The following is an 18169-nucleotide window of genomic DNA, read 5'->3' on the forward strand; positions in this document are numbered from 1 at the left end:
GTCCACAAACAGCGCCTCCCCTCCGTGTTCGTGGCGCCAGCGGTTCGCCGGTCGGTTGGCCAGGGTTCCGGAATTTTTCGGGAGAGGAACGGAAACTTTTTCGGTGAGGAGTATTGACGATCCACCGTCAACACCTCACCGTGCTGCACGACGGATCCGCGCACCAAAGCCTGCGCCACCCCGTCACGTTCCGGTGTCCGTCTGCCGAGGGGGAGTGGACGGCGCACCCCCCTGCGACTGCCGTCCTTCCGTGATGACCTTGGAGGCACAGCCATGGGCTTATACGCCGTTCCCGGACCCGTTACCCGCCGGAAGATCCGCCGCCTGCTGGTGGCGCTGGTCGTCGGCGTCCTCGGTGCGGTCGCCGCACTGGTCACGCCGCCGACCGCACACGCCGCCGAGAACACGCTCGGCGCCGCGGCGGCGCAGAGCGGCCGCTACTTCGGCACCGCCATCGCCTCGGGCAGGCTGGGCGACTCGGCGTACACGACGATCGCGGGCCGTGAGTTCAACACGGTGACGGCCGAGAACGAGATGAAGATCGACGCCACCGAACCGCAGCGGGGTCAGTTCAACTTCAGCGCCGGTGACCGTGTCTACAACTGGGCGGTGCAGAACGGCAAGAAGGTACGCGGTCACACCCTGGCCTGGCACTCCCAGCAGCCCGGCTGGATGCAGAGCCTCAGCGGCGGCGCGCTGCGCCAGGCGATGGTCGACCACATCAACGGCGTCATGGCCCACTACAAGGGCAAGATGGCCCAGTGGGACGTGGTGAACGAGGCCTACGCCGACGGCAATTCGGGAGCCCGGCGCGACTCCAACCTGCAGCGCACCGGCAACGACTGGATCGAGGTCGCCTTCCGCACCGCGCGCGCCGCCGACCCGGCCGCCAAGCTCTGCTACAACGACTACAACATCGAGAACTGGACCTGGGCCAAGACCCAGGCCGTGTACGCCATGGTCCGGGACTTCAAACAGCGCGGCGTGCCGATCGACTGCGTCGGCTTCCAGTCGCACTTCAACAACGACAGCCCGTACAACAGCAACTTCCGCACCACCCTGCAGAGCTTCGCCGCCCTCGGCGTCGACGTGGCCCTCACCGAACTGGACATCCAGGGCGCCTCGGCCACGACCTACGCCAACGTGACCAACGACTGCCTGGCCGTCCCGCGCTGCCTCGGCATCACCGTCTGGGGTGTGCGCGACACCGACTCCTGGCGAGCGGAGCAGACGCCGCTGCTGTTCAACGGCAACGGCAGCAAGAAGCCCGCCTACACCGCCGTCCTCAACGCGCTCAACGGCGGCTCCACCACGCCCCCCGCGGATTCCGGACAGATCAAGGGCGTCGGTTCGGGCCGCTGCCTGGACGTGCCCGGCACCAGCACCACCGACGGCACCCAGCTCCAGCTGTGGGACTGCCACAACGGCACCAATCAGCAGTGGGCGTACACCGACGCCGGCGAGCTCAGGGTCTACGGCGACAAGTGCCTGGACGCCGCCGGTACCGGCAACGGCTCCAAGGTCCAGATCTACAGCTGCTGGGGCGGTGACAACCAGAAATGGCGCCTTAACTCCGACGGATCCATCGTCGGTGTCCAGTCCGGGCTCTGCCTCGACGCCGTCGCGGGAGGCACCGCCAACGGCACCCTGATCCAGCTCTACACCTGCTCGAACGGCGACAACCAACGCTGGACCCGCACCTGACGCGACGTCGGCGGAGTGGAGCCAGGATGACCCTGGCTCCACTCCGCCGTGCCTCCTGGCAACCGGCTTCAGGCTCTAGAAGAAGCCGAGCCTCTTCGGGGAGTACGAGACCAGCAGGTTCTTCGTCTGCTGGTAGTGGTCCAGCATCATCTTGTGGTTCTCGCGCCCGATGCCCGACTGCTTGTAGCCGCCGAAGGCGGCGTGCGCCGGGTAGGCGTGGTAGCAGTTCGTCCACACCCGGCCCGCCTGGATCGCCCGTCCGGCCCGGTACGCGGCCGTGCCGTTCCGGGTCCAGACGCCCGCGCCCAGCCCGTACAGCGTGTCGTTGGCGATCTCGATGGCGTCCGAGAAGTCCGCGAACCGGGCCACGGCCACCACCGGCCCGAAGATCTCCTCCTGGAAGACGCGCATGTGGTTGCCGCCCTCGAAGATGGTGGGCCGCACGTAGTAGCCGCCCTCCAGCTCGCCGCCCAGCTCCGCGCGGGTGCCGCCGGTGAGGACGCGGGCGCCCTCCTGCTTGCCGATGTCCAGGTAGGAGAGGATCTTCTCCAGCTGGTCGTTGGACGCCTGGGCGCCCATCATGGTGTCGGTGTCCAGCGGATGCCCCTGGGTGATCTTCTCCGTGCGGGCCACGGCCGCGTCCATGAAGTCCTGGTAGTGGCCGTCCTGGATCAGCGCGCGCGACGGACACGTGCACACCTCGCCCTGGTTGAGGGCGAACATCGTGAAGCCTTCGAGGGCCTTGTCGAGGAAGTCGTCGTCGGCGGCGGAGACGTCGTCGAAGAAGATGTTCGGGCTCTTGCCGCCGAGTTCCAGCGTGACCGGGATCAGGTTCTCGCTCGCGTACTGCATGATCAGCCGGCCGGTCGTGGTCTCGCCGGTGAAGGCGACCTTGGCGACGCGCGCGTTGGAGGCCAGCGGCTTCCCGGCCTCCACCCCGAAGCCGTTGACGATGTTGACCACGCCCGGCGGCAGCAGGTCGGCCACCCGGTTCAGCCAGACGTGGAGCGAGGCGGGCGTCTGCTCGGCGGGCTTGAGGACCACCGCGTTGCCCGCGGCCAGCGCCGGGGCGAGCTTCCAGGCGGCCATCAGGATGGGGAAGTTCCACGGGATGATCTGGGCGACCACGCCCAGCGGCTCGTGGAAGTGGTAGGCGACCGTGTCCTCGTCGATCTCGGAGAGACTGCCCTCCTGGGCCCGGATCGCCCCCGCGAAGTAGCGGAAGTGGTCGATGGCCAGCGGGATGTCGGCGGCCAGGGTCTCCCGCACCGGCTTGCCGTTCTCCCAGCTCTCCGCGACCGCCAGCTCCTCCAGATGCTGCTCCATGCGGTCGGCGATCCTCAGCAGCACCGCGGCGCGCTCGGCGGGCGCGGTACGGCCCCAGGCGGGCGCGGCGGCGTGCGCGGCGTCCAGGGCCCGCTCGACGTCCTCGGCGGTGCCCCGGGCGATCTCGGTGAACGGCTGCCCGTTCACCGGCGTCGGGTTCTCGAAGTAGCGTCCCTTGGCGGGGGGTACGTACTCCCCGCCGATCCAGTGGTCGTAGCGCGGCTGGTAGCTGACAACCGATCCCTCGGAGCCGGGGTTGGCGTAACGCGTCATGGGGGCGGCCCTCCCTGTCGTGCCTGCGGGCTCCGCCCGCCACGGGACGGACGGAGATGTGGGGGAGGCTAGACGCGGCAACGTTGCGGCGACGTTGCGTCCCCGTGCTCCCGGCAGTTGTCCTCCGGGCCGCCGCCCGCCACTCCGTACACCTCGCGCAGCCGCCGCACCCGCGCCGCCTGGGCCGCCCGGCCGGGGGAGTGCGGCGGATGGGCGGCCAGCAGCGCCTCCGCCACCTCCAGGTCGTCCTCGCCCCACGACGTCTGCGCCCAGCGCCGCAGCAGCTCCGGGTCACCGCGCGAGAGCACCGCCCGCCGCAGCCCGTCCTCCAACGCCCGCCGCATCCGGCACACCCCCGGCGCCTCCGACATCGGCAGCAGCGGCCCCGGATACGCCCGCAGCGCCGTGGCCACCTCACCGGCCGCCAACTCCTCGGCCGCCACGCCCGCATCGGTCCGCAGCGGCGCGCACAGCCGGTACGGGCGCGATCCGAGCAGCGGGCCCACCAGCCTGCGCAGCCGGGACATCTCGGCGCGCAGCGTCACCGGCGAGCGGTGGTCGGCCCGCGGCCCGTACAGCTCCAGCGCCAGCCGGGCGCCGCTCAGGCCCTCCGGATGGCCCGCGAGCAGCACCATGATCTCGCTGTGCCGCCGTCCCAGCCGCAGCCGCCGCCCCTCGGTGACCAGCAGCGCCTCGTCGCGACCCAGCGCCGTCAGCGCCACACGCGGCCCGCGCGCCGGGGGCGCGAGCGCGGCCAGCTGCGCCTCGGCGGCGCGGGCGGTCGCCTGGACCAGGGCGAGGCTGTGCGGGGCGGCCAGATGGTCGCCGCCGGTGAGGTCCACCGCGCCCAGCAGCCGCCCGGAGTGCGGGTCGTGGATGGGGGCCGCGGCGCAGGTCCAGGGCTGCACGCTGCGGTTGAAGTGCTCGGTGGCGAAAATCTGCACCGCGTGGTCGAGGGTGAGCGCGGTGCCGGGCGCGTTGGTGCCGGCGTGGCGCTCGTCCCAGCGGGCCCCGGCGACGAAGTTCATCCGCTCGGCCCGGTGGCGTATCCCCGCGTGCCCCTCCACCCACAGCATGCGGCCGAGGTCGTCGCAGACGGCGAGGAGATGGGCGCCGTCGTGCGCGATGCTCCCCAGCAGCTCGCGGAACAGGGGCATCACCCCGGCCAGCGGATGGTCCGCCCGGTACGCCTCCAGCGCGTCGTCCACCAGATCGATCGGTGCCGTGCACTCCTGCGCCACCCGGGCGTCGGCCGAGCGCCGCCAGGAGTCCGCCACCACCGGGCGGACGGCCGGGCCCATGGCCCCCTCCGTCAGGAACACCTCGTGCGCGCGGCGCACCACCCGGATGCGCTCCGCCGGATCGGTGCCGGATGCCATCGCCAGCCAGGGATTGACCACGGGGCCTCGCTCAACGGGTACGAAGGGGCGGGTGGGACTTCAGGGTCAGGTGGGGGTGGCGGGGGCGACGCAGTCGCCGGGCGCGGGAGCGGGCGCGAAGCCGGGCGGTGAGGCGTAGCCGCAGGAGTGGCAGATCTTCCACCCGTCCTGGTTGACGGCGAGTTGGCCGCCACAGCTCGGGCACTGCTCGGAACTCATGATCGATCCTTTGGTTCATGCGCAACGGGCCGGTCAGGGCCACCCCAGCGCTCAGATTTCCTTGTGAGGCGGATGCCCCGCAATAGTCAGAACAAGCCGCGTTGCGATACGGCTCCGGCGCCGGATCGGTTCACCGGAACACGGGTTTTCGGCACATGCGTGCGGCATACGCGCGAGGCGCTTGCGCGCCGCGTTACCGGCGGGTACGAAGGAGCCGGGAGCGCATGCGCTCCCGGCTCCTTCGTACCTCTTGCCCGGCTCAGCTGATGGACTTGATCAGCTCTCCGTTGCCGGTGTCACCGCTCAGCTCCCAGAAGAAGGTGCCACCGAGACCCTGCTGCTGCTTGTAGGTCATCTTCCCGGCGATGGTGGCGGGGGTGTCGTAGCTCCACCACTCGCTGCCGCAGTGCGCGTAGGCCGTCCCGGCGACCGTGCCGGTGGCCGGGCACTTGCTCTTGAGCACCTTGTAGTCCTCGATGCCCGCCTCGTACGTGCCCGGCGCGGCGCCGGTCGCGGTGCCGCCGGGGGCGGCCTGGCTGACGCCGGTCCAGCCGCGTCCGTAGAAGCCGATGCCCAGCAGCAGCTTCGAGGCCGGGACGCCGAGCCCCTTGAGCTTCTGGATCGCGGCGTCGGTGTAGAAGCCCTGCTGGGGCAGGCCGCTGTAGGAGGTGAGGGGCGAGTGCGGGGCGGTCGGGCCCTGGGCCGCCCAGGCGCCGAAGAAGTCGTACGTCATCGGGTTGTACCAGTCCACGTATTGCGCGGCGCCCGCGTAGTCGGCGGCGTCGATCTTGCCGCCGGACGAGGCGTCGGCCGTGATGGCGGCGGTGACCAGGTTGTTCTGGCCGAACTTGGCGCGCAGCGCGGCCATCAGGTTCTTGAACGCGGCCCGGCCGCTGGTGTCGCAGGTGTTGCCGCAGGCGTTGGGGTACTCCCAGTCGATGTCGATGCCGTCGAAGACGTCCGCCCAGCGCGGGTCCTCGACCAGGTTGTAGCAGGACTCGGCGAACGCCGCGGGGTTCCTGGCCGCCTCGCCGAACCCGGACGACCAGGTCCAGCCGCCGAAGGACCACAGGACCTTGAGGTTCGGGTGCAGCTTCTTGAGCTTGCGCAGCTGGTTGAAGTTGCCGCGCAGCGCCCCGGCGTCCCAGGTGTCGGCCTTGCCGTCGACGCTGCCCGCCGCGTCGTAGGCCTTGTCGTAGTCGGCGTAGGCGTCACCTATCGCGCATTTGCCGCCGGTGACATTGCCGAAGGCATAGTTGATGTGGGTGAGCTTGGCGGCGGACCCGGAGGTCTCCACGTTCTTCACGTGGTAGTTCCGCTGGTAGACGCCCCATTCGGTGAAGTAGCCGACGACCTTGTTGCCGGCCGCCTGCGCGGTCTTGGCCGCGGTGGGGGGCTCCGCCGGGGTGGCGCTCGGGCTGGCCGTCGCCGCGCCCGCCAGCAGGGTCGCGGTCAGCACCGCTGTCGAGAGGGCCGCGACGGCGGCCCGTATTCCGCGTGGTCTGAGCATGGGTTCTCCTCGGTGGGGGGTGAGGGGAGGTGAAGTGCCCGACGACCTGCCCCGATATTGACATGCACGCGCAGGGCAGGGTGGGAGAACGGTAGAAGGACTAGACCAGTGGGGTCAATGGTCTGGGCCAATCCAGTCCGGGCAACACCCGGGCGGAGGAATGTGGTTGAAGATCGATACATCGGTGACGCGGGCCCCTCGATCGGGCATACTCCAACCGCCACGGTGCAGGTCATCACCCGTTCGCGATCCGGCGGGAGGACCGGCGGCGAGGCAGGACACCGGCGGCGCCGCCCCACCGGGCGCGCACGCCGCCGCCGCGCCCTACAGGGAGAGGAGAGCGCCGCCATGACCGACCACGGCCCGCAGCCGGTGGAACGCGAACTGCCCACCGAGGAAGCCCGCGACCTGATCTCGCTCGTCCGCGAGCTGGTCGACCGGGAGATCCGCCCCCGAGCCGCCGAGGAGGAGGCCGCGGGGCACTTCCCCCGCGAACTGTTCGCCCTGCTGTCCGAGTCGGGGCTGCTGGGGCTGGTGTATCCCGAGGAGTTCGGTGGCGGCGACCAGCCGTACGAGGTCTATCTCCAGGTCCTGGAGGAGCTGGCCGCGGCCCGCCTCACCGTCGGCCTCGGCGTCAGCGTCCACACCCTGGCCTGCCACGGCCTCGCCCGGTACGGCACCAAGGAGCAGCTGGCCGAGCACCTTCCGGCGATGCTCGGCGGCGGGCTGCTCGGCGCGTACTGCCTCTCCGAGCCCGCCTCCGGGTCCGACGCCGCAGCCCTCACCACCCGCGCCACCCGGGAGGGCGACACCTGGACGCTGGAGGGCGGCAAGGCGTGGATCACCCACGGCGGCATCGCCGACTTCTACACCGTCCTCGCCCGCACCGGCCCCGAGCGCACCCGTGGCATCAGCGCGTTCCTGGTGCCCGGCGACGCCCCCGGGCTCTCCGCGGCCGCCCCCGAGCGCAAGATGGGCATGAACGGGTCACCCACCGCGCAGATCCACCTGGACCGGGTCCGGGTCCCCGACACCCGCCGGATCGGCGACGAGGGCCAGGGCTTCGCCATCGCCCTGTCCGCCCTCGAGGCGGGCCGCCTGGGCATCGCGGCCTGCGCGATCGGCCTCGCGCAGGCGGCGCTGGACGAGGCGCTGGCCTACACCGCGCAGCGCAAGCAGTTCGGCCGTCCGATAGCCGACTTCCAGGGGCTGCGCTTCATGCTGGCCGACATGGCCACCCAGATCGAGGCCGGGCGCGCCCTCTACCTGGCCGCCGCCCGGCTGCGGGACGCGGGGCGGCCGTTCTCCAAGCAGGCGGCCATGGCCAAGCTGTTCTGCACCGACACCGCGATGCGCGTCACCACCGACGCGGTCCAGCTGTTCGGCGGCTACGGCTACACGGCGGACTTCCCGGTCGAGCGCTACATGCGCGAGGCCAAGGTCCTGCAGATCGTGGAGGGCACCAACCAGATCCAGCGTGTGGTCATCGCGCGCAGTGTCGCGGGACCCGAGAGCCGGTAGGTGAGCGGTAGGGGGCGCGGCCGTGCCGGGCCCCCGCCGTATTCGCGTTCGCTACGGGCTTTACGGGCGGGACGCGGCGTGGCGCACCGTCATCGGCGTCCTGATCGGGCGCGAGCCCGGGCCGCCGATGTGCGAGAACGGCTGCTTCCGCCAGTCCAGCCCCTCCGGCAGCGTCAGTAGCAGCGCCGCGTCCCGCTCGTGCGCGTCGAGCGAGGCGTCCGCGGCGGCGGCGTCCGCCACCCCGCGCCCGGTGCCGGCGCACACCGTCAGTCCGAACGGGTTCCACGGAGACGGGCACAGCGCGTGCTCCGGGAGAACGTCCTCGTCCGCGAGCAGCGCGATGGGCTGCGCGCAGTCCGGGCAGATGACCCGGAACATTTCGTATGTTTCGTACGATTCGATGTCGCCTTCATCGAGGCGCTCGACGTAGGGCATGAGATTTCCCCCTCGGGTGGGCTGGCCAGGCGCGTCGGCCTCGACCACAGCAAGCATTTCCCTCGCGGTCGCATAGGTAATCGCCGCATCTCATAGGACACCCACCAAGGGATGTGGCGTTCGTCACATGCCCCGTGCAGATGCTGCGCGTTCCGGACCGATCCACGGGGTGTGCCCGCTGTGCCGAGAGCCTTCCGACCACATAAGGTGATCGGCTGTGGAGGAGTTGGACAGACAAATCGTGGAGCTGCTCGTCAAGGACGGGCGGATGAGCTACACGGACCTGGGCAAGGCCACCGGCCTGTCCACATCGGCCGTGCATCAGCGGGTCCGCCGCCTGGAGCAGCGGGGCGTGATCCGCGGCTACGCGGCCGTGGTGGACCCGGAGGCCGTGGGGCTGCCCCTGACCGCCTTCATCTCGGTCAAACCCTTCGACCCGAGCGCGCCGGACGACATCGCCGACCGGCTCGCCGAGGTGCCCGAGATCGAGGCGTGTCACAGTGTCGCGGGCGACGAGAACTACATCCTGAAGGTGCGCGTCGCCACCCCGCTGGAGCTGGAGCACCTGCTCAGCCGGATCCGCTCGCTGGCCGGTGTCTCCACCCGCACCACCGTCGTCCTGTCCACTCCGTACGAGGCGCGCCCGCCGCGCGTCTGACCCCCCGTACGGGCCCGGCCGGACGTGTGATCCCCGGTGCCCGGATCGTCCGAAAACCGACCCCGCGAGGCAGCCCGCCGTGAACGACCCGACCCCCGACCAGGCCGACGAAGGCCGCACCGTCCTGCTGCGCGGGGGCGAGGTGCACAGCCCCGCCGATCCGTTCGCGACCGCGATGGTCGTCGAGGGCGACACCATCGCCTGGGTCGGCTCCGAGGGCGCCGCGGACGGCTTCGCCGACGGCGTGGACGAGGTGGTGCGGCTGGACGGGGCGCTGGTCACCCCCGCGTTCACCGATGCGCATGTGCACACCACCGCCACCGGACTCGCCCTCACGGGCCTCGACCTGACGGGCACCCCCACCCTCGCCGACGCCCTGGAACGGGTCCGCGCGCACGCCGCCGCCCACCCCACCGACCAGATGCTTCTCGGCCATGGCTGGGACGCCAGCGGCTGGCCCGGCGGCCGCCCGCCCTCCCGCGCCGAACTGGACGAGGCCACCGGCGGCCGGCCCCTCTACCTCAGCCGCGCCGATGTGCACTCCGCGGTGGTCACCACCGCGCTGCTCGACCGCGTCCCGGACATCACCGGCCGCACCGGCTACGCCCCCGACGCGGCCCTGACCGCCGACGCCCACCACGCCGTGCGCGCCGCCGCGTACGCGAGCGTGACGGCGCGCCAGCGCGAGGACGCCCAGCGCGCCGCCCTCGCCCACGCCGCCTCGGTGGGCATCGGCTCGGTCCACGAATGCGCGGGCCCCGGCATCTCGGGCGAGGACGACCTCACCGGGCTGCTGCGGCTCGCCGCCGAGGGGGCCGGCCCCCGGGTCCACGGCTACTGGGCCGAGGCCGTGACCGGCCCCGCCGGCCTGGAGAAGGTGCGGGCGCTGGGCGCCGCCGGAGCCGCCGGAGACCTCTTCGTGGACGGCGCCCTCGGCTCCCACACCGCCTGCCTCCACCAGCCCTACGCCGACGCGCCGCACACCGGCACCGGGTACCTGGACGCGGCCGCCGTCGCCGCCCATGTCGCCGTGTGCACCGAGGGCGGCGTCCAGGCCGGGTTCCACGCCATCGGCGACGCCGCCGTCTCCGCCGTCGTCGAGGGCGTACGGGCCGCCGCCGACAAGGTCGGCCTGGCCCGGGTCCGGGCCGCCCGGCACCGCGTCGAACACGCCGAGATGCTCACCGACGAGACCATCGCCGCCTTCGCGGACCTCGGCCTCACCGCCTCCGTCCAGCCCGCCTTCGACGCCGCCTGGGGCGGCGAGGAGGGCATGTACGCCCAGCGGCTCGGCCCCGGGCGGGCCCGCACCCTCAACCCGTACGCGGCGCTGCTGCGGGCCGGGGTGCCCCTGGCGCTCGGCTCCGACAGCCCCGTCACCCCGCTGGACCCGTGGGGCACCGTGCGCGCCGCCGCCTTCCACCGCACCCCTGAGCACCGGGTCTCCGCCCGCGCCGCCTTCACCGCCCACACCCGCGGCGGCTGGCGGGCCGTCGGACGGGACGACGCGGGCGTCCTGGTGCCCGGCGCGCCCGCCGACTACGCGGTGTGGCGGACCGGCGAACTCGTCGTCCAGGTCCCCGACACGCGGGTGGCCGGCTGGTCGACCGATCCGCGCTCCGGCACGCCCGGGCTGCCCGACCTCACCCCCGGCCGCCAACTGCCCCTGTGCGTGCGCACGGTGGTGGGCGGACGCACCGTGCACAGCCGTCCGGACGAGTGACGCTACGCGTTCGCGTACCGCCGAACGATGTGCCACCGGCCTGTCGCGACAGCTGAACATTGTCCGTACTGACCTGGTCATTTGAGGAAACGGCGCAGGTCATGCGACTGTTGACAGGGTCCGGTCGGTGGCCGGTAGGTTCGGCCCCGTCCACCACTGGACACCCGACCGGGGAATCTTCACGCAGTCGTCGAACGCCGCTGGGCCAGAGGGAGACGCGCCGCCCAGGCCGTCACCACTGGGAGCCAGGTCCAGCGCACGGGGGCGAGGGAGGGTCGCCGGGTCGGCAGGTGCGACCCGGGAGGGGCCCGGACGCTCAGTAGACAACGGCTCTCGGTCGACCCGCAGCCAGCGGGTCCCAGGCCGGCCCGAAGGGCGTCGGGCCCCCATCCGCACGCACACGGCGGACCGCCCCCCGTGAGGGGGCGGCATCCGCCGAAATCAGGAACAGCGGCCCGAAGAGACCTGAACGGGCCCGAACCGGGAACCCTGGTCTTCTTCCCTGCGTTCCGCACCTCGGGGACACAGCCGCGCGCCCGCGTTATACGGTCACCTCATCACAGCTTGATTTGCAGGAAGGCCGCACCGTGCCCTCGGGTTCCGACACCACCGCCGAAGCCGCCTCGTCCGGCCCGGCCGAAGAACGACCGGACGGGCCGCGGACGCCCGCCGCCGCGCCCCGTACGGACGACCGGGGCGACGCCGCGGCGGAGGCGCCCACGCCCCCCGGTGGGGACCGTCCCGGCCGGTGGCGCCGCCTGGCCCGGCTCGCCCGCCGCGAGGCGTGGCGCAGCGTGCTCGCGGCCGTCGCCGGGCTCGCGCTCGGGTTCGCCTTCCCGCCGTTCGGGGTCTGGCCGCTGTCCCTGCTGTCGGTGGCGGCCCTGAGCCTGCTCACGTACGGCCGCACCGCCCGCCAGGGCGCCTGGACGGGGTTCGCCTTCGGGCTGCCGTTCTTCGTGCTGCTGCTGAAGTGGCTGAGCGTGATCGGCTGGGACGCGGTGATCGGCCTGTCCGTCATCGAATCGCTCTTCCTGGTGCTGATGGGCGCGGGCTTCGCGCTGGTCTCCCGGCTGCCGGTGCCGTCCCTGTGGCCGCTGTGGACGGCCTGTCTGTGGGTGGCCGAGGAGCTGGCCCGGGACCGGGTGCCGTTCGGCGGCTTCCCCTGGGGGCGGCTGGCCTTCGCCAACACCGGGTCGCCGTTCACCCCGCTCGCCGCGCTCGGCGGCGCCCCGCTGGTCACCTTCGGCGTCGCGCTGACCGGCGGACTGCTGGCCTCCGCCGCGCTCGCCCTGTGGCGGCTGCGGGGGGCGGACGGCGGTCTGTCGGCGCGGGGCGCGCTGCCCGCCGCCGGCGCGGTCGTCGTCGCGGCCGCCGTGACCGTGGCCGGATTCGCGGTGCCGATCCCGACCCGCGCGGACGACAGCGTGGACGTCGCGGTCGTGCAGGGCAACGTGCAGCAGGCGGGCATGGACTTCCTGGGCCGCCCCATGAAGATCCTCAACAACCACGTGGACGCCACGCTCGACCTGGCCAGGGACGTCAAGGCCGGCCGGATCAAGAAGCCCGACCTCGTCATATGGCCGGAGAACTCCTCCGACCTGGACCCCTTCCAGTACCGGGAGGCCTACGCCCGGATCGACGAGGCGGTCAAGGCCATCGGCGTGCCGGTGCTGGTCGGCGCCCTGGTCGACCACCCCACCAAGCCGGGGTACGTGTTCAACGAGGGCATCGTCTGGGACCCCGAGAAGGGCCCCGGCGCCTCGTACACCAAGCAGCACCCGGTGCCCTTCGGCGAGTACGTGCCGTTCCGCGAGCAGCTCAGCAAGATCATCACCCGGCTGCAGCGCATCCCCCGCGACTTCTACCCCGGTGACCACACCGGGCTGCTGAAGGTCGGCCCGGCCCGGCTGGGCGACGTGATCTGCTTCGAGGTCGCGTACGACGAGATCGTCCGCGACACGGTCAACGCGGGCGCCCGCGCGATCGTCGTCCAGACCAACAACGCCACCTACGGCCGCAGCGGCCAGCCCGAACAGCAGCTGGTCATGTCCCGGCTGCGGGCCATCGAACACGGCCGTCCCGTGATCACCGCGGCCACCAGCGGGATCAGCGCGGTCGTCGCGCCGGATGGCACGATCGAGCAGCGGACGAAAGAATTCACGCAAGATGTGCTCACCGCGCGCATCCCGCTGCGTGACGGCACGACCCTCGCCGACCGCGTCGGTGCGGCCCCGGAGTGGGTGCTCGCTATGGTGGGCGTTCTGTCCTGCGCGGCCGCGATCATGATCGGCCGTCGGGGACGTACGGACAAGAAGGGGCAGCAGCCGTGAGCGACGCACGCGAGGCCGAGGAGCCACGCACCGGGGCCGAGGAGCCGACCACCGAGGCCGACCAGCCGCGCACCGAGGCCGACCAGCCGCGCACCGAGGCCGACCAGCCGCGCACCGAGGCCGACGGGACCGGCACCGAGGACGGGGGACCGCGGCCGCGCCGCACCGGCCAGGACGACGGCGGACGGCGGAAGTACGGTCCGCTCGGCACCGTCCTGGTGATCATTCCGACCTACAACGAGGCGGAGAACATCGCGCCGATCGTCGCCCGGGTCCGGGAGTCCGTACCGGACGCCCACATCCTCGTCGCCGACGACAACAGCCCGGACGGCACCGGCAAGGTCGCCGACGAGCTGGCGGTCGAGGACGACCACGTCAAGGTCCTGCACCGCAAGGGCAAGGAGGGCCTGGGCGCCGCCTATCTGGCGGGCTTCCGCTGGGGCATCGAGCACGGCTACGGCGTCCTGGTGGAGATGGACGCGGACGGCTCGCACCAGCCCGAGGAGCTGCCCCGGCTGCTCACCGCGCTCAAGGGCGCCGACCTGGTGATCGGCTCCCGCTGGGTGCCGGGGGGACGGATCGTCAACTGGCCCAAGTCGCGCGAGTTCATCTCCCGCGGCGGCAGCACGTACTCCCGGCTCATGCTGGACGTGCCGATCCGCGACATGACGGCGGGTTACCGGGCCTTCCGCAAGGAGACCCTGGAAGGGCTCGGCATGGAGGCCGTCGCCTCCCAGGGCTACTGCTTCCAGATCGACCTGGCCTGGCGCGCAGTCAAGGCGGGCTTCCACGTCATCGAGGTCCCCGTCACGTTCATCGAGCGGGAGCGCGGGGAGAGCAAGATGAGCCGGGACATCGTCACCGAGGCGGCCTGGCGGGTCATGTCCTGGGGCGTCGGCTCGCGGGTGAACAAGCTGCTGGGCCGCAAGGAGCCGTAGCCACCCCGGGGCCGTGCGCGCTCGGAGTAGTCCCACGGGCGGCGGTCCGTCACCTGCCGGACACTGAAGGCGGAAGGAGGCGGACATGCCCAAAACGACCATGAAGAGCAGCAAGAGCGCACAGCGCAGGACGATGGCCCCCAAGGGGGGTGCGAAGTCCGGCGGCATGGAGGCGCGTACCAAGGAGGACCTGTACCGCGAGGCCCAGAAGGCCGGGATCGAGGGCAGGTCTCAGATGTCGAAGAGTCAGCTGATCTCCGCTCTGCGCCGCGGCCGCTGACGCCCGGACAGCCGGATCCGCTAGCGGATCCCCGGGACGGTCAGCGCGGTCAGCAGTGCCGTCCCGGCGACCATCCAGGCGACGTAGTCGCCGACGTGCCCGGACTGCAGCCGCCGTACGGGCGCGAGCAGCGCGGCCGCCCCGGTGCGGACGGGCCGCCGCACCGCCAGTGCGGCCAGGGCGATGGCGAGGGCCGTGGAGAGCAGCCCGAGCAGGATCCCGGCCGCCGACCAGTGCGGCGGCGCGAACGCCGGGGCGGACGCCGCGCGTCCGCCGAGCACCGCGTGCCGGTAGCCGGAGCCGTCGGCGAACAGCGCCCCGGCCCGCCCGGCGGCCGCCGCCGGCGCCGGCACCACCCCGGCCGCCAGCGCCCCGGCCAGCAGCACCGCCGGTACGGCCAGCATCGGCACCGGGATGCGCCCGAGCCGGCCGCCGGTCTCCGGCTCCTCCTCGCCGGTGGTCTCCGGGCCCGCGTTCCGCTTGTCGTGCGGCGGCCGGCCCGCCCCGGCGAAGACCCGCAGGCCCACCCGCAGCACCGCGCCGCCGGTCACCGCCGACACCAGGACGTACAGCACGGGCAGCCAGCCCGCCGCATGCCCGGCGGCCTCCTCCACGACCGCCTTGCCGAGCCCCGGGCCGAACGGCGGCAGCCCGCACAGCGCCAGGCCGCCCACCATGAACAGGGCCCCCACCAGGCGCAGCTCCCGGGCCTGCCCGTACAGCTCGTGCTCGTCGACGGATGCGTACCGGTCCAGCAGGATGCCCGCGCACGCGAACAGCGCAGCCTTCACGCCCGCGTGGCCCACGACGTACAGCGCCGTCCCCGAGACGGCGTCGGGGGAGAGCACGGCCAGCCCGATCAGGAACAGCCCGGTGTGGGACACCGTGGAGAACGCCAGCAGCCGCTTGAGATGGCGCTGCTGCCAGCACATGAGCGCGCCCAGCACGGCCGTGAGCACGCCGAGGGACAGCAGCGCGCGGGTGAAGGCGGGGTGCGCGATGCCGCCCGGGCCCGCGAAGACCGTCCAGTAGACCCGGCCGACCCCGTACACCCCCAGCTCCACCATGACGCCGGACAGCAGCATGCACACGGGCGTGGGGGCGACCGCGTGCGCGTCGGGCAGCCAGAAGTGGAAGGGCACCGCGGCCGCCTTCACCAGCAGACCCGTCGTCACCAGGACGAACGCGGCGAGCACCAGGCCGTCCGGGCGTTCGGCGTCCAGCGCCCGCCCGATCTGGGCGAAGCCCAGCTCCCCGGTGCGCGCGTACAGCAGCGTGATGCCCAGCAGCACGCAGTACGCGCCGAGGGAGTTCACCACGCCGAAGGCCAGCGCCCCCTGCACCGGCTTGGGCTCCTCCACCCGGAAGCCGGTCAGCGCGTACGCGACGACGCCCATCAGCTCGAAGAAGACGAACGCGTTGAACAGGTCCCCGGTCAGCGCGAAGCCGCACATGCCCGCCTGGAAGAGCAGGATCAGCGCCGGGAAGGAGCCGGTGTGGCGGACGGGCGGCTCCTCGAAATAGCGCCAGGAGTAGACCAGGACGGTCACCACCAGCAGCGAGACCAGCGCCGCGAGCCCGGTGCCCAGCGGGTCGCCGACCAGCACGATGCCCACGCCCTCGCCGTGCACCGGGTGCCAGCCGCCCACCCACTCCACGGGCCGGCCGGTGGAACGCCCCGCCAGGATGAGCGCCAGTACGGCGGTGGCGGCGGCGAAGGCGCAGCCCAGGACGTCGGAGGCGAGCCGGGGCAGCCGCCTCCCGGTGGCCACCAGCACCGCGGCGCCGAGCAGCGGTACGGCGACCACCAGCGGCAGCAGCCGTGCGGTGTCCACCCGGTCAGCCCTTCAGCTCGGACAGCGCGTCCGGGTCGACCGTGCCGTGCCGTTTGCGGAGCTGGACGACGAGGGCGAGCAGCAGCGCGGTCACCGTCGCGCCCACCACGATGTCGGTGAGGGCGAGCGCCTGGACCACCGGGTCGACCACGCGGCTGTCGGTGGGCGCGTCGGAGAACACCGGGGCGGTGGCGCCGCGGCGGTAGCCGACGCCGAGCAGCAGCACGTACGTGGAGGACTGGGCGACGGCCAGGCACCCCACGGCGTGGATCAGGTTCCGGCTGGTCACCAGCCCGTACACCCCGATCAGGAAGATCCATCCGGCGATCAGGTACGGCAGGACCGTCACACCCGCTCCTTTCCGTCGTTTCCGCTGTCGTGGGCGTGTCCGATCTCCACCGCCTGGTCCAGGAACCGGGCCAGCAGGACGACGATCCCGCTGGTGACCTCGATGCCGACGGCCGCGTTCAGCAGGATGACGGTGCCGCCGGAGGACAGGGTGGCGAAGGTGCCCAGGGGCAGGACGTTGGCGAGGAACGCCGATCCGGCGAGGACCGCCCCGAGCCCGGTGACCACGTAGGCCGCCTCGCCGACGGCGTCCCCGATCTCGTACAGGGGGATCGGCCGCACGCGCTCCAGCGCCCGGTAGTCGGCGGCGATGTAGAGGAGGTGCAGCGCGGTCGCCGTGACCACCCCGCCCTGGAAGCCGCCGCCCGGGCTGACCTGGCCGTGCGCGATCACATAGAGGCCGACGAGCATCGCGAGCGGCAGCATGGGCAGGGCGAACCGGCGCACCCGGGGACGCACCACGGCGGGTGCGGGCCGCCTCCGCTCCTCGTCGGCGGTCTGGCGCAGCAGCACCACGGCGCCGAGCACCGCGGCGAACAGGATCGTCTCCTCGCCGAGCGTGTCGAAGGCGCGCAGGTCGAAGTTGACGGACGCGATCACGTTGGCCGTGTGGTGGCCGAGGGCGGCGCGTACGGCCCGCTCCCCGTACGGGTGGTGGGCGATGCCGAACGGCGGCAGGGAGAAGCAGGCGGTGGCGAACAGCGCCGCGAAGACGGCCGCTCCCGCCAGGAAGAGCCACAGCCGGCCGCGGGCGCTCATCGCCCGCGCTCGCGCGACTGATGGGGCTCGCCCGGCTCGTCCCCGGGGCGGCGGCGCACCTTCCGTACGGTCAGCAGGATCATCAGCGGGGTCACCGCGGAGCCGACCGCGAGCTGGGACAGCGCGACGTCCGGGGCCTGGAGGAACGTGAACAGCAGCGCCAGCGACAGCCCGAGGAACGAGAGCACGAGCGCCTGCCGCACCGGGTCGCGGTTGAGGACGGCGGCGGTGGCGGCGCCCGCGACCAGCAGCAGCGCCACGACGATCAGGGCATCGGTCATGCCGTACGGCCCCCGTTCGCAGCGCCGCCCTTCGCCGCGCCCCCGTCCGCCGCACCCCCGTCCGGGCGGCTGCCGCCCGCGCTGGTCACCACGCTGCCCGCGATCAGCAGCGCCCCGATGAGCAGCAGCTTGCCCATGGCCCGGCCGGGCCCGGTCGCCACGCACAGCGGCAGCACGATCGCCGGAACCCCGAGCAGGGCGGTCCAGCGGACCAGCCGGGAGTCGGGCAGGACGCCGAGGAAGCGGGCGTAGATCAGCGTGCCGACGGGCCCGAGCACGGACAGCACCAGCGCCACGTCCACGTACGCGGGGCGGCCGAAGCCCCGCGCGGCGGGGAGCAGCGCCAGGCCGCCGAGCAGCGAGCTGAGGTTCTGGGCGATCAGCCGGTCCTCCGGCGCCCCGCGGGAGACCCGCCACAGCACCGGTCCGAGGGCGAGCAGCGGCACCAGGGCCACCAGCAGCCAGGCGTCGGCCGCGCTCACCGTCCGGTCACCACCCGGCGCGCGGCGCGGGCGACGAGGGCCGTGGGCAGCGCGGCGGCGGCGCCGACCGTGACCTCCAGGGAGTCGACGGTGCTGATGAGCACCAGCCACACCCCGGTCAGCACCAGCCACCACGCGAGCACTTCGAGCACACCGGACATTCCGCCA

At 72.7% G+C, this 18169-nt stretch carries 18 protein-coding genes; 7 read left to right on the forward strand and 11 right to left on the reverse strand.

Annotated elements, in window-relative coordinates; translation table 11 throughout:
- Positions 1 to 273 precede the first annotated feature (273 nt).
- Positions 274 to 1704, forward strand: a complete 1431-nt coding sequence (locus ABZ562_RS08250; RefSeq protein WP_361475485.1) for an endo-1,4-beta-xylanase — start codon at positions 274 to 276, stop codon at positions 1702 to 1704.
- 75 nt (positions 1705 to 1779) lie between these two features.
- Here ABZ562_RS08250 and ABZ562_RS08255 read toward each other — a convergent pair whose 3' ends face one another.
- The 4 genes from ABZ562_RS08255 to ABZ562_RS08270 form a co-directional block, all read right to left on the reverse strand.
- Positions 1780 to 3303, reverse strand: coding sequence for an aldehyde dehydrogenase family protein (locus ABZ562_RS08255; protein WP_361475487.1), 1524 nt, complete (start codon positions 3301 to 3303; stop codon positions 1780 to 1782).
- Positions 3304 to 3371: 68 nt separating this feature from the next.
- Positions 3372 to 4703 carry a GAF domain-containing protein gene (locus ABZ562_RS08260; RefSeq protein ID WP_361475489.1) on the reverse strand — a complete coding sequence of 444 codons (1332 nt, stop codon included), beginning with the start codon at positions 4701 to 4703 and terminating at the stop codon, positions 3372 to 3374.
- A 45-nt stretch (positions 4704 to 4748) separates the two neighbouring features.
- Positions 4749 to 4901, reverse strand: coding sequence for a hypothetical protein (locus ABZ562_RS08265; RefSeq protein ID WP_361475491.1), 153 nt, complete (start codon positions 4899 to 4901; stop codon positions 4749 to 4751).
- Positions 4902 to 5160: 259 nt separating this feature from the next.
- Positions 5161 to 6411 (reverse strand): glycoside hydrolase family 18 protein, encoded by a 1251-nt coding sequence (locus ABZ562_RS08270; RefSeq protein ID WP_361475493.1) that lies wholly within the window; start codon positions 6409 to 6411, stop codon positions 5161 to 5163.
- A gap of 348 nt (positions 6412 to 6759) precedes the next feature.
- On the opposite strand from ABZ562_RS08270, the gene ABZ562_RS08275 reads away from it, so the two are divergent.
- The gene (locus ABZ562_RS08275) at positions 6760 to 7932 is read left to right on the forward strand and encodes an acyl-CoA dehydrogenase family protein (protein WP_361475495.1); all 1173 of its coding nucleotides are present in this window, start codon (positions 6760 to 6762) and stop codon (positions 7930 to 7932) included.
- 60 nt (positions 7933 to 7992) lie between these two features.
- On the opposite strand, the gene ABZ562_RS08280 is transcribed toward ABZ562_RS08275, so the two are convergent.
- A complete protein-coding gene (locus ABZ562_RS08280; RefSeq protein WP_361475497.1) occupies positions 7993 to 8367 on the reverse strand; it encodes a hypothetical protein in 375 nt (124 codons plus the stop codon).
- A 217-nt stretch (positions 8368 to 8584) separates the two neighbouring features.
- On the opposite strand from ABZ562_RS08280, the gene ABZ562_RS08285 reads away from it, so the two are divergent.
- From ABZ562_RS08285 to ABZ562_RS08305, 5 genes are all read left to right on the forward strand, one after another.
- The gene (locus ABZ562_RS08285) at positions 8585 to 9025 is read left to right on the forward strand and encodes an Lrp/AsnC family transcriptional regulator (protein WP_361475499.1); all 441 of its coding nucleotides are present in this window, start codon (positions 8585 to 8587) and stop codon (positions 9023 to 9025) included.
- A 79-nt stretch (positions 9026 to 9104) separates the two neighbouring features.
- Positions 9105 to 10748, forward strand: a complete 1644-nt coding sequence (locus tag ABZ562_RS08290; protein ID WP_361475501.1) for an amidohydrolase — start codon at positions 9105 to 9107, stop codon at positions 10746 to 10748.
- Between the two features lie 587 nt (positions 10749 to 11335).
- A complete protein-coding gene (gene lnt / locus ABZ562_RS08295) occupies positions 11336 to 13078 on the forward strand; it encodes an apolipoprotein N-acyltransferase (protein WP_361475503.1) in 1743 nt (580 codons plus the stop codon).
- A 215-nt stretch (positions 13079 to 13293) separates the two neighbouring features.
- Positions 13294 to 14016: a polyprenol monophosphomannose synthase gene (locus tag ABZ562_RS08300; RefSeq protein WP_050800284.1), complete on the forward strand. Its 723-nt coding sequence runs from the start codon at positions 13294 to 13296 to the stop codon at positions 14014 to 14016.
- An 85-nt stretch (positions 14017 to 14101) separates the two neighbouring features.
- Positions 14102 to 14296 (forward strand): rho termination factor, encoded by a 195-nt coding sequence (locus ABZ562_RS08305; RefSeq protein WP_361475505.1) that lies wholly within the window; start codon positions 14102 to 14104, stop codon positions 14294 to 14296.
- Between the two features lie 20 nt (positions 14297 to 14316).
- Here the strand turns inward: ABZ562_RS08305 and ABZ562_RS08310 are convergent, their stop codons facing one another.
- Genes ABZ562_RS08310 through ABZ562_RS08335 form a run of 6 tightly spaced genes read right to left on the reverse strand, consistent with a single transcriptional unit; the run spans position 14317 to position 18162 of the window.
- Complete coding sequence (locus tag ABZ562_RS08310) at positions 14317 to 16131, reverse strand: complex I subunit 5 family protein (RefSeq protein ID WP_361475507.1); 1815 nt, start codon at positions 16129 to 16131, stop codon at positions 14317 to 14319.
- A 4-nt stretch (positions 16132 to 16135) separates the two neighbouring features.
- Positions 16136 to 16480 (reverse strand): sodium:proton antiporter, encoded by a 345-nt coding sequence (locus ABZ562_RS08315; RefSeq protein WP_361475509.1) that lies wholly within the window; start codon positions 16478 to 16480, stop codon positions 16136 to 16138.
- Positions 16477 to 17238 carry an MnhB domain-containing protein gene (locus ABZ562_RS08320; RefSeq protein WP_361475511.1) on the reverse strand — a complete coding sequence of 254 codons (762 nt, stop codon included), beginning with the start codon at positions 17236 to 17238 and terminating at the stop codon, positions 16477 to 16479. The genes ABZ562_RS08315 and ABZ562_RS08320 overlap by 4 nt, the downstream gene beginning before the upstream one ends.
- Positions 17235 to 17519: a DUF4040 domain-containing protein gene (locus ABZ562_RS08325; protein WP_361475513.1), complete on the reverse strand. Its 285-nt coding sequence runs from the start codon at positions 17517 to 17519 to the stop codon at positions 17235 to 17237. Before ABZ562_RS08325 ends, ABZ562_RS08320 begins: the two co-directional genes overlap by 4 nt.
- On the reverse strand, positions 17516 to 18001 hold the full coding sequence (locus tag ABZ562_RS08330; protein ID WP_361475515.1) for an MrpF/PhaF family protein: 486 nt from the start codon (positions 17999 to 18001) through the stop codon (positions 17516 to 17518). The genes ABZ562_RS08325 and ABZ562_RS08330 overlap by 4 nt, the downstream gene beginning before the upstream one ends.
- Positions 17998 to 18162 carry a hypothetical protein gene (locus tag ABZ562_RS08335; RefSeq protein ID WP_361475517.1) on the reverse strand — a complete coding sequence of 55 codons (165 nt, stop codon included), beginning with the start codon at positions 18160 to 18162 and terminating at the stop codon, positions 17998 to 18000. The genes ABZ562_RS08330 and ABZ562_RS08335 overlap by 4 nt, the downstream gene beginning before the upstream one ends.
- Positions 18163 to 18169 lie beyond the last annotated feature (7 nt).

Origin of the sequence: Streptomyces sp. NPDC019937 (assembly GCF_040631655.1) — a bacterium.
In the GTDB taxonomy this organism is placed as follows: Bacteria; Actinomycetota; Actinomycetes; order Streptomycetales; family Streptomycetaceae; genus Streptomyces.

What these genes read in the sequence shown, in the direction of transcription:
- ABZ562_RS08270 (WP_361475493.1), bottom strand. Translation starts at nt 6,411, where the DNA reads ATGCTCAGACCACGCGGAATACGGGCCGCCGTCGCGGCCCTCTCGACA.
- ABZ562_RS08320 (WP_361475511.1), bottom strand. Translation starts at nt 17,238, where the DNA reads ATGAGCGCCCGCGGCCGGCTGTGGCTCTTCCTGGCGGGAGCGGCCGTC.
- ABZ562_RS08325 (WP_361475513.1), bottom strand. Translation starts at nt 17,519, where the DNA reads ATGACCGATGCCCTGATCGTCGTGGCGCTGCTGCTGGTCGCGGGCGCC.
- ABZ562_RS08280 (WP_361475497.1), bottom strand. Translation starts at nt 8,367, where the DNA reads ATGCCCTACGTCGAGCGCCTCGATGAAGGCGACATCGAATCGTACGAA.
- ABZ562_RS08265 (WP_361475491.1), bottom strand. Translation starts at nt 4,901, where the DNA reads ATGAGTTCCGAGCAGTGCCCGAGCTGTGGCGGCCAACTCGCCGTCAAC.
- ABZ562_RS08255 (WP_361475487.1), bottom strand. Translation starts at nt 3,303, where the DNA reads ATGACGCGTTACGCCAACCCCGGCTCCGAGGGATCGGTTGTCAGCTAC.
- ABZ562_RS08250 (WP_361475485.1), top strand. Translation starts at nt 274, where the DNA reads ATGGGCTTATACGCCGTTCCCGGACCCGTTACCCGCCGGAAGATCCGC.
- ABZ562_RS08335 (WP_361475517.1), bottom strand. Translation starts at nt 18,162, where the DNA reads ATGTCCGGTGTGCTCGAAGTGCTCGCGTGGTGGCTGGTGCTGACCGGG.
- ABZ562_RS08275 (WP_361475495.1), top strand. Translation starts at nt 6,760, where the DNA reads ATGACCGACCACGGCCCGCAGCCGGTGGAACGCGAACTGCCCACCGAG.
- ABZ562_RS08305 (WP_361475505.1), top strand. Translation starts at nt 14,102, where the DNA reads ATGCCCAAAACGACCATGAAGAGCAGCAAGAGCGCACAGCGCAGGACG.